Below are 12,936 nucleotides of genomic sequence, written 5' to 3'. Positions count from 1 at the left end.
GAAGGGCTTGCGGCTGCACCGACCGCCGAGGCCCGCTAAGCAGGCAGGTCGAACGGGCCGCCCGGATCTCCGGGCGGCCCGTTTCGCATGTCCGGTGGCGGCGGGGATCATCACGCAGGTCACGGTGAGACACCGATGGCGGCGGACGGAAGGCGCAGTGGGGTCGGACGCCACAGCGGGCCGAATGCCGCGAGGGGTGGGTGCCGGTTGGCAGCTGCCCGATGAGCCGGCGAACGGTGGTGCCCGAGCCGATGACGACCGGCGGGGATCGGTCAGCCGGCGGAGAAGACGCCCTGGTAGAGCACCGGCACCACGTCGGAGACGTCGATCTGCACCGCGATCTCCACGTCCCCGGCGAAGCCACCCTCGGTGAGTTCCCGTCCGGAGACGCAGCCGCGCACCGCGGCCGGTACGTCCGGAGTGCTGGCCAGCGCCGCGAGCGCCATGGCCGCCTCGACGGAGAGCCCACCCGGTACGCCGGAGAGGGCGTCCAGCACGCTCGCCGCGCCGAGCTGGTCCTCCACACCGGGGCGTAGCGAGCCGTCCGGCCAGCGCTCACCTGCGGCGATCACGCCGACCGGCGCGGCTGACGAGCCGTACCCCTGGCGGCGCAGCCAACGCCCGACGGCGCGGGCGTTACGCAGGCAGGCCGCCACCACTGGTACGCCGGTGGCGCTCGCCGCGGCGCTGATCGCCGAACCGTTCGGCGACGGCAGCACCAGGTCGGCGACGACCGGCGCCGTGCTCAACGCCGCCGGTGAGAGCGACCACGGCTGCGCCGGGTTGGTCTGCCGGCGGCCCACCGCGACGGTGGCGCCGATCCGGCTCGCGTACTCGGCGGCCTGCTCACCCCAGGGGAACGGGTGTACCCGCATGCCCCGGCTGACCGCCACCTCGACGGCGGTGGTGAACGAGAGGACGTCCACCACCACCAGAGCACCGCAGACGCGGCCGAGCTCCGCCGCCCCGGTCAGGCCCCAGTCGAACCGGGCGCCCGATCCGGGTTGGGCGAAGACGGCCGCGGCCAACGCCTCAGCGCTCGTCGGACGCCGTCGGCTGCTCGGTGTCACCGGAGTCGGATCCGGATGCCTCGACGTCATCGGTCGAGGCCGCCGTGCTCGACTCGGCCGAGCCGACGGGCACCTCGGCCACCGGCGCGACCGGACCGGCCGACGCGATCGGCTCGGACACGACGCTCTCCGGGTCCACCGGCGCCACCTCGGCGGCCGGGTCGGTGACCGGCAGCGGCACCGCCTCGACGGCACCGGCCACGCCAGTCGCCGGAGCCGGAACCTCGACCAGCGCGGCACCGCCGAAGAGCCGCGGCAAGGTACCGGTGTGGGCGGTCCGCAACTCGTCCAGGCCGATCCGGAACTGGCCGTGCACCTCCAGCGCGCCGCCGGTCGGATCGGTGACGCCGATCCGCTCGGCCGGCACCCCGTGCTCCGCGCAGAGCGCGGTGAACGCCTTCTCGTGACCGCGCGGCACCGAGACCAGCACCCGCCCGGCGGACTCGCTGAACAGGTAGACGAACGGCATCGAGCCGCCGGCGAACTGGTCCGGGACCGCGATCCGGGCACCGACTCCGCGACGCAGGCAGGACTCGACCAAGCTCTGCGCGAGCCCGCCGTCGGAGAGGTCGTGCGCCGAGCTCAGGTGGCCGACCCGGGCAGCCGCCGCCACGAGGTCGGCCAGCGCCTTCTCCCGGGCGAGGTCGACCTGCGGCGGGATGCCACCGAGGTGCTCGTGGGTCACCCAGGCCCACTCCGAGCCGGAGAGCTCGACGTGCGTCTCACCGAGCAGGAAGAGCTGGTCGTGATCACCGTCGGGGCGCGGCACGAAGCCCATCGGCACCCGCTCGGTGACGTTCTCCAGCACGCCGAGCACGCCGACCACCGGGGTCGGGTGGATCGCCGCGGCACCGGTCTGGTTGTAGAAGCTGACGTTGCCGCCGGTGACCGGGATGCCCAGCTCGGCGCAGCCGTCCGCGAGGCCGCGCACGGCTTCGGCGAACTGCCACATCACCGCCGGGTCCTCGGGGGACCCGAAGTTCAGGCAGTTGGTGACCGCGATCGGCGTCGCGCCGGTCACGGCCACGTTCCGGTACGCCTCGGCCAGCGCGAGCTTGGTGCCGTGGTACGGGTCGAGGCGGGCGTAGCGGCCGTTGCCGTCCACGGAGAGCGCCACACCGAGCCCGGTCCGCTCGTCGATGCGGATCACGCCGGAGTCCTCCGGCTGGGCCAGCACCGTGTTGCCCAGCACGTACCGGTCGTACTGCTCGGTGACCCAGGTCTTGTCGGCCAGGTTCGGCGAGGCGATCATGCGCAGGACGGTCTCCCGCAGCGCCTCGGGGTCGGCCGGACGCGGCAGGGTCTCGGCCCGATCGGCCTGGAGCAGGATCAGATCGGCCGGCTCCCGCATCGGGCGGGCGTAGACCGGACCGTCGTCGACGAGCGAGCCCGGCGGCACGTCCACCACCAGCTGGTCACGCCAGGTGATGACGAGCCGGCCCGGCTGACCGTCCGGGGACGGCGCGGTGACCTCACCGATGGCGGTGGCCCAGACACCCCACTTTTCGGCGATCTTGAGCACCGCGTCGAGCTTCTCCGGCTCGACGACCAGCAGCATCCGCTCCTGCGACTCGCTGGCCAGGATCTCGTGCGGCTCCATCGAGGGCTCGCGCAGCGGGACCCGCTCGAGCCAGACCCGCATGCCGGTGCCGGCCGCCGCGGCGGTCTCGGTGAGCGCGCAGGTCAGGCCCGCGCCGCCCAGGTCCTGGATACCGACCACCAGTTCGGCGTCGTACAGCTCCAGGCAGGCCTCGATGAGCAGCTTCTCCATGAACGGGTCGCCGACCTGGACGGACGGACGACGTTCCTCGCTGCCCTCGTCGAACGTGGCGCTGGCCAGCACCGACACACCGCCGATGCCGTCCCGGCCGGTCTTGGCGCCCATCAGGACCACCACGTTGCCGGCGCCGGCGGCCTCCTTCTTCTGCAGCCGGTCGACCGGCAGCACGCCGAGGCAGAGCGCGTTGACCAGGGGGTTGCCCTGGTAGGTGGGGTCGAAGACGACCTCCCCGCCGATGTTGGGCAGGCCGAGGCAGTTGCCGTAGCCGCCGACACCGGCGACCACGCCGGGCAGCACCCGGGCGGTGTCGGGGTGGTCGGCCGCGCCGAAGCGCAGCGGGTCCATCACCGCGACCGGACGGGCTCCCATCGCGAGGATGTCCCGGACGATGCCGCCGACGCCGGTGGCCGCGCCCTGGTAGGGCTCGACGAAGCTCGGGTGGTTGTGCGACTCGACCTTGAAGGTGACGGCCAACTCGTCGGAGACCTGCACCACGCCCGCGTTCTCACCGATGCCGGCGAGCAGCCGGTCACTCGGCGGAGCCTTCTCGCCGAACTGGCGCAGGTGCACCTTGCTGGACTTGTAGGAGCAGTGCTCGCTCCACATGATCGAGTACATGGCCAACTCGGCCTGGGTGGGCCGGCGGCTGAGGATCTGCCGGATCCGCTCGTACTCGTCGTCCTTCAAGCCGAGTTCGGTGTACGGCTGGAGTTCGCCCGGGGTGCCCGCGGCGCGCGGCACGGTGTCCACGCCCTCGGTCCACGTGCCGGGGGCCGGCTGGGCCGGAGCGGCCGGCGCGACGACGGCGGCCGCGCCCGGCTCCGCCGACTGCGGCGAAGCGGCCGGGAAGGCCTCCGGTGTCTCCCGTACCGGATCCGGATGGGTGGTCATGACCTCTCCTCGCTGCGCTCGTGGCCGCCCGCGGGGCGGTTGAGCCGACCGATGATCCTGTTGCTGGTCGCTGCTGCGCGCTTCGTTCGCGACTGCGGGGCCCGCAGACCCGGCTCGCTCCACGCGCTCACGCAGGCGCCCCTACCAGGTGCTTGAGGACCGAGGTGAAGAAGCCGAGGCCGTCCAGCGAGGGGCCGGTGAGCTCCTCCACGGCGTGCTCGGGGTGGGGCATGATGCCGACCACGTTCCCGGCCTCGTTGGTGATCGCGGCGATGTCACGCTGCGACCCGTTCGGGTTGCCGCCGATGTAGCGGGCCACCACCCGACCCTCGGCCTCGAGCCGGTCCAGCGTCGCGGGGTCGGCGACGTAGCAGCCCTCGCCGTTCTTGACCGGAATCAGCACCTCCTGGCCCGGCTGGAACGTGTTCGTCCAGGCGGTGCCCACCGTCTCGATCCGCAGGACCTGGTCCCGGTTGCGGAAGTGCAGGTGCTGGTTGCGGGTGAGCGCGCCGGGCAGCAGGTGCGCCTCGCAGAGGATCTGGAAGCCGTTGCAGATGCCGAGCACCGGCATGCCACCCCGAGCGGCGTCGACGATCGACTCCATCACCGGGGCGAACCGGGCGATGGCCCCGCAGCGCAGGTAGTCGCCGTAGGAGAAGCCGCCGGGAAGGACGACGGCGTCGACCCCGTGGAGGGCCGGGTCGCCGTGCCAGAGGCGGACCGGCTCGGCGCCGGCGATCCGTACGGCGCGGGCGGCGTCCCCGTCGTCGAGCGAGCCGGGGAAGGTGACAACTCCGACCCGCGCGGTCACGACCGGGCGCCCGCGGTCTCGTCGGCCTCGACCACGCGGACGGTGAAGTCCTCGATGACCGGGTTGGCGAGCAGCTTGTCGGCGATCTCCCGGGCCCGGTCCAGGTCCGGTTCGCCGGTGAACTCGATCTCGATCCGCCTGCCGATCCGGACCGAGGCGACGTCGCTGACGCCGAGCCGCGGCAGCGCGTTTGCGACGGCCTGGCCCTGCGGATCGAGGATCTCGGGCTTGAGCATGACGTCGACGACGACGCGAGGCACTGGGCACTCCTGACTGTGTACGCAGTTGGGTGCCGGCCCACATGGGGCGAGCGCAGCCAGCCTACCTGGCAGATGACGGTGTGCCCGCACCGGCCGGGCTCGGGCCGGGCCGCAGTCGAGACAACTCCACGACACACGTGGCGTGGGCCACTCCGCGACCCCTGGCACCACTCCCACCAGGGCATATACGACTCACGCTATGGCCGAATCGTTATGTCGCGGAGTCCAAAAGGAAATCTTGAAAACGTGCGCCGCTCCCCCTAGTCTACATCGACAGAGTTCGATGATATGGCGGTAAGGATCACACGCCGCCGGTTGCCCCCGCCCGGCGACCCCGGGCAGCACCCCACCCTCAAGGAGTCCAGCCCATGCGCATCCGCTCCCTGCTCGTCGCGATCAGCACCGCCATGATCGGCGTCGTCGGCGCCGCCTCCGGTGCCACCGCAGCCCCCGCCGGCCCCCAGCCGATCATCGGCGGCGGCACCGTCTCGTCCGCCCCGTGGGCCGCCGCGGTGTTCAGCAACGGCTCGTTCACCTGCTCCGGCAGCGTGATCGCCTCGCAGTGGGTGCTCACCGCCCGGCACTGCATCAGCGGCACGATGTCGGTCCGGATCGGCAGCGTCAACCGCTCCTCCGGCGGGGTGACCCGCACCATCTCGGCCACCTACACCCGCTACGACCTCGCCCTGATGCGCCTCTCCAGCGCGGTGAGCTCCTCCACCGTGACCCTGGCCACCAGCAACCCGCCGATCGGCTCGACCAACTCGATCTACGGCTGGGGCATGACCTGCTACAGCGGCTGCTCGGCGTCCACCGTGCTGAAGACCGCCAACGTCCAGGTGACCAGCAACAGCGCCACCGACGCGTACGGCGGCCAGGCCATCCGCAGCTCGCGCATCAACGGCAACGCCTGGCGGGGCGACTCGGGCGGCCCGCAGTTCTACAACGGCCGGCAGGTCGGCGTCGCCTCGACCGCGGACGGCGTGAACATCCAGAACTACGGCAGTGTCGCGTACAACCGGTCCTGGATCACCTCGGTGGCCGGTGTCTGACGGTTAGCGCCCGGCGCGGCGCGGATGGTCGGCAGAGCGCCAGCCGTCCGCGCCGCGCCGTTTTTCAGCATCCGATCAGGTGAACACCGCTCGCGATCGGGTGTCGCTCACCCTGACAGCATCGGAACCGTGCTGGTCGTGACGACGGATCAACTGCCCGGCTACGAGATCCGCCAGATCCTCGGTGAGGTGGTCTCCTCGATGGCCAGGACCAGAAACCCGTACCGCGAGGGCGTCAAGAACCTCCGCGGTGGCGCGTACGACCCGATGGCTCCGGACAACCTCACCCGGTGGCGTACCGACTCGGTGGCCCGGCTCGGCGAGGAGGCCCGCCGGCTCGGTGCCAACGCCGTGATCGGCATGCGCTTCGACAGCCGGGACTGCGGCGAGATGTGGATGGAGATCTGCGCGTACGGGACGGCGGTGATCGTCGTACCCAAGGTGCCCGACGTCATGCCGCCCGACCAGCCGCTGGTCGCCGCGGAGACCGCCAGCGACCCGGCCATCGCGGAGGCCCCGGGCGGCATCGCCGAACCGGCGAGCGCCCCCAACCTACGCACCGCCGCCGAAACCCCCACCCGCGACTCCTAACCCACCAACCCACCCACCCCGCCCCCGGAGGCCCACCTCCTGCCCTTGACTGACGTCGGTGATCAAGAGGTTCGCGTCACGTTGAAGATCGAACCTGACGCAAGCCTCTTGATCACCGGGGCGAAGTAAGGGGGAGGGGGGAGGGGGGAGGGGGTGGGGGTGGGGGGGGTTGGGGTTAGAGGATGGGGGGTGGGGAGTAGGCGGCAGCCTGGGGGTGGGCTTCGACGATCTTCGTGATGCGGCGGGTGACGGCCTGGACCTGGGCGGGGGCGGCACCGACGAAGGCGGCCCGGTCGGCGACCAGCTCGTCGATCTCCGCTCGGGTCAGCCCCAGCCGGCCGTCAGCGGCGAGCCGGTCGAAGAGGTCGTTCTCCAGCGCGCCCTTCTCCCGCATACCGAGCGCCACGGCCACCGCGTGCTCCTTGATCACCTCGTGGGCGACCTCCCGGCCGACGCCTCGCCGGACCGCCGCCACCAGGATCTTCGTGGTGGCCAGGAACGGCAGGAAGCGCTCCAGCTCCCGGTTGATCACCGCCGGGTACGCCCCGAACTCGTCGAGCACGGTGAGGAAGGTCTGGAACAGCCCGTCGGCGGCGAAGAACGCGTCCGGCAGCGCCACCCGGCGCACCACCGAGCAGGAGACGTCCCCCTCGTTCCACTGGTCGCCGGCCAGCTCGCCGACCATCGACAGGTAACCGCGGATGATCACGGCGAAGCCGTTGACGCGCTCCGACGAGCGGGTGTTCATCTTGTGCGGCATCGCGCTGGAGCCGACCTGACCGGGCTTGAAGCCCTCGGTGACCAGCTCCTGACCCACCATCAGCCGGATCGTGGTGGCCAGCGAGGAAGGACCGGCGGCGACCTGGGCCAGCGCGGAGAGCACGTCGAAGTCGAGCGAGCGCGGGTAGACCTGGCCGACGCTGTCCAGCACCCGGGAGAAGCCGAGGTGCTCGGCCACCCGCCGCTCCAGCTCGGCGACCTTCTCGGCGTCGCCGTCCAGGAGGTCGAGCTGATCGGCGGCGGTGCCCACCGGCCCCTTGATCCCGCGCAGCGGGTAGCGGGCGATCAGGTCCTCCAGCCGCTCGTACGCGATGAGCAGCTCCTCCGCCGCCGACGCGAAGCGCTTGCCGAGCGTGGTGGCCTGCGCCGCCACGTTGTGCGAGCGGCCGGCCATCACCACGCCCGAGTACTCGTTCGCGTGCCAGGCCAGCCGGGCCAGGGTGGCCACCACCCGGTCCCGGATCAGCTCCAGCGAGCGGCGCACCTGGAGCTGCTCGACGTTCTCGGTGAGGTCCCGGGAGGTCATGCCCTTGTGCACGTGCTCGTGCCCGGCGAGCGCGCTGAACTCCTCGATCCGGGCCTTCACGTCGTGTCGGGTGACCCGCTCCCGCTCCGCGATCGAGGCGAGGTCGACCTGGTCGAGCACCCGCTCGTACGCCTCGACCACCCCGTCCGGCACCGGCACCCCGAGGTCGCGCTGGGCCCGGAGCACGGCGAGCCAGAGCCGCCGCTCCAGGCGGATCTTCTCCTCCGGCGACCAGAGGGCGACCAGTTCGGGCGAGGCGTACCGGTGGGCGAGCACGTTCGGGATCGTCGTCACGCTGCCATTCTCCCGTATCCGCCGGTCGCGCCCGGACGGGGCCGTCGGCGGGTACGGCAGCAGGTGTCGTCGGGTGCGGGCCGGCGGTACCGGGCACACGCATGCCCGGCCGGACGAGTTGCCGCTCAGTCGGCGCGCTTCAGCCGGCCGGTCTCCTTGCCCTGGGCGCTGAGCAGCACCAGCACGTCGCCGTCGAGCCCCGCCCGGGACGCCCGGGACAGCCAGGCCGCCAACGGCACGTTGTCGCAGCCGATCAGCGTGCTGTGCCCGGCGGTGGCGAGCAGGGCGCCCTCCGGGCCGGCGACCCATCGTCCGCGCTGGCCGTTGCAGCCGTCGGAGCCCCGCCACTCCCCGTCGCCGCGCAGCTCCAGGTAGGCCGCGCTCGCGCCGGGCCTCCGGTCCGCGGCAGGCACCCACCGCCCGAGCAGGGTGTCCCGGCTCGCCGGGGACAGACCGGCGGGCAGCTCGGCGGCGGGCGCGAGGGCCTCCCGCGCCGCCGCGGTGACCGTGGGCGGTTCCGCCAGCGACGGCAGCAGGTCCGGCCCGGGCGTGGGCTTCGCGCCGGGCCGCAGGCTGGCGAGTCTCCGGCCCCGGTCGTCGAGCAGGACCGGAGTGTCGCCCTCGAAGCGGAAGGCGGTGACGCGACCCAGCCAGGGGGCGGTGTGTGGACAGTCGGCCGGGCCGGCCACCGAGATCTCCGACGGATCGGCGATGAACAGGCCGTACGTGTCGGCCCGCCAGCTGCCCATCGATGGCCCGCAGCTGCCGAACCAGAGCAGGCCGCCCTGGTCGACGGGGGCGAGCCGGAGGACGCCTCCCGCGTCCCCGTCGACCTCCGTCGCCGTCCAGGAGCCGATCAGCCGGACCGGATCCGTCCGGGCGGGCACCGGCCCGGCCGGGGAGGTGCCCGGCGGCTCCGAACCGGAGGGGTCCGCCCGGCTGTGCGCCGACGCGGTCGGGGCGGTGCCCGACGGCTCCGAACCGGCGAGGTCCGCCGCCACCTGCCCGGGCCCGTCCGCGCAGCCCGCCAGCAGTGCCGAAATCGCGGCCACAGCCATCACACGCCCGCTTCGCCTCATCGCCGCTCCCGTCCGCCGAACCCGACCTACGGCGGTTGGACGGCACCGCCCGGGAGATGGTTCCCCGCCGGGGTCAGCGCTCCAGGATCGCCGTCACGCCCTGGCCACCCGCGGCGCAGATCGAGATCAGTCCGCGTCCGCCGCCCTTCTCGGCGAGCAGCTTCGCGAGGGTCGCCACGATCCGGCCACCGGTCGCCGCGAACGGGTGCCCGGCGGCCAGCGAGGAGCCGTTGACGTTCAACCGGTCCCGGTCGATCGCGCCGAGCGGCGCGTCCAGGCCGAGCCGGTCCTTGCAGAACTCGGGTGACTCCCAGGCGGCGAGGGTGGCCAGCACCTGCGAGGCGAACGCCTCGTGGATCTCGTAGTAGTCGAAGTCCTGAAGGGTCAGCCCGGCCCGGGCGAGCATCCGGGGCACCGCGTACGCGGGGGCCATCAGCAGCCCCTCGTCGCCGTGCACGAAGTCCACGGCGGCCGTCTCCGACCAGGTGAACCAGGCCAGCACCGGCAGCCTCCGTTCCCGCGCCCACTCCTCCGACGCCAGCAGCACGGTCGACGCGCCGTCGGTGAGCGGCGAGGAGTTCCCGGCGGTCATGGTGGCCTTCTCGGCGTCCGGCCCGCGCGTGCCGAAGACCGGCCGCAACGCGCCCAGCTTCTCCAGGCTGCTGTCGGGGCGGAGGTTCTGGTCCCGGGTCAGCCCGAGGTACGGCGTCATCAGGTCGTCGAAGAAGCCCCGCTCGTAGGCGGCGGCCAGCCGCTGGTGCGACCGGAGCGCCAGTTCGTCCTGGGAGCGCCGGTCGATGTTCCAGCGCAGCGCCGTCCGGGCCGCGTGCTCACCCATCGACAGGCCCGTGCGCGGCTCGGCGTTACGCGGGATCTCCGGCTTGAACGGCTGGAGCGGGCGCAGCTTCGCGGCCACCTTCAGCCGTTCGCCGACGGTCCGGGCGCTGTTGAGTTTGAGCAGCGTACGACGCAGGTCCTCGTTGATCGCCAGGGGCGCGTCCGAGGTGGTGTCGACGCCGCCCGCGATGCCGACGTCGAGCTGCCCGAGGGCGATCTTGTTGGCGACCAGGATCGCCGCCTCCAGGCCGGTGCCGCAGGCCTGCTGGATGTCGTACGCAGGGGTGTGCGGGTCGAGCCGGGATCCGAGCACCACCTCGCGGGTCAGGTTGTAGTCCCGGGAGTGCTTGAGCACCGCCCCGGCGACCACCTCGCCGACCCGCTGACCGGCCAGGCCGTACCGGGCCACCAGGCCGTCCAGCGCCGCGCCGAGCAGGTCCGAGTTGGACGCGTTCGCGTAGCGCGAGTTGGAGCGGGCGAAGGGGATGCGGTTGCCGCCGATGACCGCCACCCGCCGGATGCTCTGCACGATCCGCCTCCTCGACAGTGTTTGCCCGTACCCTACTCGCCAGTAGGCTACGCCCATGACCGACAGGTACGCGAGCTTCGTCCAATCGGGGGCCGGTCGCGCGCTGGTCAAGCGCCTCGGGCTGCCCGACCCGCCGCGACTGCGCCGGCACCGGCCCGGCGACCCGCTCCTCCCCGGGCCCGCCCTGCTGGGCGCGGCCACCGGCGGCCGGCTCGCCGAGCCGGTCGGCACGCTGCTGGCCGCCGCCGGGATCGAGCTGCGCGACCCGGCCGCCGGCACCGACGCCACCGAGCGGTTCGGCGCCCTGGTGTACGACGCCACCGGCATCACCGACTCGACCGGGCTGCGACAGCTCTACGACTTCTTCCACCCGGCGGCCCGCTCCGTCACGCCGAGCGGCCGGGTGGTCGTGCTCGGCACCCCACCCGCCGAGTGCGACACGCCCCGCGAGGCGACCGCCCAGCGGGCCCTGGAGGGCCTGACCCGCAGCATCGGCAAGGAGTTCGGCCGGGGTGTCACCGCCCAGCTGGTGTATGTCACCGCCGACGGCGACGCCGGCACGAACACCAGCCTCGAAGCCACCCTCCGGTTCCTCCTCTCCGGGCGGTCCGCGTACGTCTCGGGGCAGGTGATCCGGATCGGGGCCGGCACCGCCACCGCGCCGGCCGACTGGGACCGCCCGCTGGCCGGTCAGGTCGTGCTCGTCACCGGGGCGGCCCGGGGCATCGGCGCGGCGCTCGCCCGCGTCCTCGCCCGGGACGGCGCGCAGGTGGTGGCGCTGGACATCCCGGCCGCCGGGGACGCGCTGGCCGGCGTGGCGAACGAGATCGGCGGGAGCGCCGTACAACTCGACCTGACCGGGCCGGACGCGCCGACCCGGCTCGCCGACCATCTCGCCGCCCGCCAGGGGCGGGTCGACGTGGTCGTGCACAACGCCGGCATCACCCGGGACAAGACGCTGGGCCGGATGGACGCCGACCGCTGGGACCAGGTGATCGACGTGAACCTCGCCAGCCAGGAGCGGATCAACGACGAGCTGCTCGCACGTGAGCTGATCCCGGCCGGGGGCCGGATCGTCTCGGTCTCCTCGATCGCCGGGATCGCCGGCAACCGCGGCCAGACCAACTACGCCACCAGCAAGGCCGGGGTGATCGGGCTGGTCGACTCCCTCGCCCCGGCCCTACGCGGACGCGGGATCAGCGTCAACGCGGTGGCGCCCGGATTCATCGAGACCCGGTTGACCGCCCGGATCCCGCTGGTGATCCGCGAGGCGGGACGCCGGATGAACAGCATGGCCCAGGGCGGGCTCCCGGTCGACGTCGCCGAGACGATCGGCTGGTTGAGCTGGCCCGCCAGCGGCGCCGTCAGCGGCAACGTCGTACGGGTCTGCGGCCAGAGCCTGCTGGGGGCGTGATGAGCGACTCCACCAGCGGGCGGACCACCGTCGAGCTACCCGGGATGCCGGCCGCCGGCGCGCTCTACCGGCGGGCAATCGCCGGTGCTCTTCCGGGCACCGGCGGCCGACGGGAGGCTCAGCCACCGGCGGTCCGGCTCACCGTCTCCGGAGTGACGGTCGACCTCGACCATCTGGCCGACTACGACCGGGTGTGCGGGTTCCGGCTCACCGACCGGCTGCCGGCGACCTATCCGCACGTGCTGGGCTTCCCCCTGGCGCTGCGACTGATGACCACGCCGGGGTTCCCGGTGCCGCTCACCGGGCTGGTGCACGTGGCCAACCGGATCACCACGCACCGACCGGTCCACACCGGCGAGACGCTCGACTTCTCGGCGTACGCGGAGAACCTGCGCCCGCACGACCGGGGGCGGCAGCTGGATGTGGTGCTCGTCGCGACGGTCGCCGGGGAGGAGGTGTGGCGGGGCGTCTCGACGTACCTCAGCCGGGAGCGGCGGGGCGGCGGCGGTGAACGGCGCGAGCGGGATGCGTCCCCGTCAGCGCCGGCCGCCTCGGCGACCTGGCGGCTCACCCCGCGCATCGGCACCGAGTACGCCCGTGTCTCCGGCGACCACAACCCCATCCACACCTCGCGACTCGGGGCGCGGCTGTTCGGCTTCCCCCGCCCGATCGCGCACGGCATGTGGAGCAAGGCGCGCTGCCTGGCCGCGCTGGAGAACCGGCTGCCGGACGCCTACACCGTCGAGGTCGCCTTCAAGCTGCCCGTACCGCTGCCGAGCACGGTGAACTTCGCTCCCCTGCCGGACGGCGGGTTCACCCTGCACGACTCGCGCGGCCGACCGCACCTGGCGGGTCTCGTGCGCTGAGCACCCCTGCCCGCCCGGACCTGGGACTTGGCAGGGGCAGGCCCCTCCGCTGATGCGCTGCGGGCCGGTACGCCCTCGCCGCCGCCGGCGGGGTCGACGGCGACAAGACGGCGTGCGGTCCGCTGCTCGCCCCCGGCCCTGGTCTGCTCCAGCTGA

11 protein-coding genes are annotated in these 12,936 nt (G+C 73.0%); 4 read left to right on the top strand and 7 right to left on the bottom strand.

From position 1 onward, the window contains the following. Positions 1-272: 272 nt before the first annotated feature. From BXA10_RS07005 to purS, 4 genes are all read right to left on the bottom strand, one after another. Entirely contained in the window at positions 273-1,028 is a 756-nt protein-coding gene (locus BXA10_RS07005; RefSeq protein WP_076468790.1) for a 2-phosphosulfolactate phosphatase, read from the bottom strand. Positions 1,029-1,032: 4 nt separating this feature from the next. Beyond that, complete coding sequence (purL, locus tag BXA10_RS07000) at positions 1,033-3,741, bottom strand: phosphoribosylformylglycinamidine synthase subunit PurL (RefSeq protein ID WP_076468787.1); 2,709 nt, start codon at positions 3,739-3,741, stop codon at positions 1,033-1,035. Between the two features lie 127 nt (positions 3,742-3,868). Beyond that, on the bottom strand, positions 3,869-4,552 hold the full coding sequence (purQ, locus tag BXA10_RS06995) for a phosphoribosylformylglycinamidine synthase subunit PurQ (protein ID WP_076468785.1): 684 nt from the start codon (positions 4,550-4,552) through the stop codon (positions 3,869-3,871). Next, complete coding sequence (purS, locus tag BXA10_RS06990) at positions 4,549-4,812, bottom strand: phosphoribosylformylglycinamidine synthase subunit PurS (protein WP_076468782.1); 264 nt, start codon at positions 4,810-4,812, stop codon at positions 4,549-4,551. Before purS ends, purQ begins: the two co-directional genes overlap by 4 nt. A 368-nt stretch (positions 4,813-5,180) precedes the next feature. Here purS and BXA10_RS06985 point away from each other — a divergent pair, with 368 nt between their 5' ends. Together BXA10_RS06985 and BXA10_RS06980 are read left to right on the top strand one after the other, a co-directional pair. Continuing rightward, positions 5,181-5,864 (top strand): S1 family peptidase, encoded by a 684-nt coding sequence (locus BXA10_RS06985; protein ID WP_076468779.1) that lies wholly within the window; start codon positions 5,181-5,183, stop codon positions 5,862-5,864. A 24-nt stretch (positions 5,865-5,888) separates the two neighbouring features. Next, positions 5,889-6,455, top strand: a complete 567-nt coding sequence (locus tag BXA10_RS06980) for a YbjQ family protein (protein ID WP_076468777.1) — start codon at positions 5,889-5,891, stop codon at positions 6,453-6,455. Positions 6,456-6,630: 175 nt separating this feature from the next. Here the strand turns inward: BXA10_RS06980 and purB are convergent, their stop codons facing one another. The 3 genes from purB to BXA10_RS06965 form a co-directional block, all read right to left on the bottom strand. After that, entirely contained in the window at positions 6,631-8,055 is a 1,425-nt protein-coding gene (purB, locus tag BXA10_RS06975) for an adenylosuccinate lyase (RefSeq protein WP_076469257.1), read from the bottom strand. 125 nt (positions 8,056-8,180) lie between these two features. Next, positions 8,181-9,113, bottom strand: a complete 933-nt coding sequence (locus BXA10_RS06970) for an META domain-containing protein (RefSeq protein ID WP_076468775.1) — start codon at positions 9,111-9,113, stop codon at positions 8,181-8,183. A gap of 94 nt (positions 9,114-9,207) precedes the next feature. Beyond that, on the bottom strand, positions 9,208-10,500 hold the full coding sequence (locus BXA10_RS06965; RefSeq protein ID WP_076468773.1) for an acetyl-CoA C-acetyltransferase: 1,293 nt from the start codon (positions 10,498-10,500) through the stop codon (positions 9,208-9,210). A gap of 55 nt (positions 10,501-10,555) precedes the next feature. On the opposite strand from BXA10_RS06965, the gene BXA10_RS06960 reads away from it, so the two are divergent. Both BXA10_RS06960 and BXA10_RS06955 read left to right on the top strand, forming a co-directional pair. After that, on the top strand, positions 10,556-11,914 hold the full coding sequence (locus BXA10_RS06960; protein WP_076468770.1) for a 3-oxoacyl-ACP reductase: 1,359 nt from the start codon (positions 10,556-10,558) through the stop codon (positions 11,912-11,914). Further along, positions 11,914-12,780, top strand: coding sequence for a MaoC/PaaZ C-terminal domain-containing protein (locus BXA10_RS06955; RefSeq protein ID WP_076468767.1), 867 nt, complete (start codon positions 11,914-11,916; stop codon positions 12,778-12,780). The genes BXA10_RS06960 and BXA10_RS06955 overlap by 1 nt, the downstream gene beginning before the upstream one ends. Positions 12,781-12,936: the final 156 nt, after the last annotated feature.

Source organism: Micromonospora avicenniae, from assembly GCF_900156065.1.
Taxonomy (GTDB): Bacteria; Actinomycetota; Actinomycetes; order Mycobacteriales; family Micromonosporaceae; genus Micromonospora; species Micromonospora avicenniae.
Note: the sequence above shows the minus strand (reverse complement) of the source record. Positions and strands in the feature narration are given on the sequence as shown.

Excerpts from the sequence above, each read along its gene's own strand:
- BXA10_RS06970 (WP_076468775.1), bottom strand. The coding sequence starts at position 9,113 with ATGGCTGTGGCCGCGATTTCGGCACTGCTGGCGGGCTGCGCGGACGGG.
- BXA10_RS06980 (WP_076468777.1), top strand. The coding sequence starts at position 5,889 with ATGGTCGGCAGAGCGCCAGCCGTCCGCGCCGCGCCGTTTTTCAGCATC.
- BXA10_RS06955 (WP_076468767.1), top strand. The coding sequence starts at position 11,914 with ATGAGCGACTCCACCAGCGGGCGGACCACCGTCGAGCTACCCGGGATG.
- BXA10_RS06960 (WP_076468770.1), top strand. The coding sequence starts at position 10,556 with ATGACCGACAGGTACGCGAGCTTCGTCCAATCGGGGGCCGGTCGCGCG.
- BXA10_RS06985 (WP_076468779.1), top strand. The coding sequence starts at position 5,181 with ATGCGCATCCGCTCCCTGCTCGTCGCGATCAGCACCGCCATGATCGGC.
- purL (WP_076468787.1), bottom strand. The coding sequence starts at position 3,741 with ATGACCACCCATCCGGATCCGGTACGGGAGACACCGGAGGCCTTCCCG.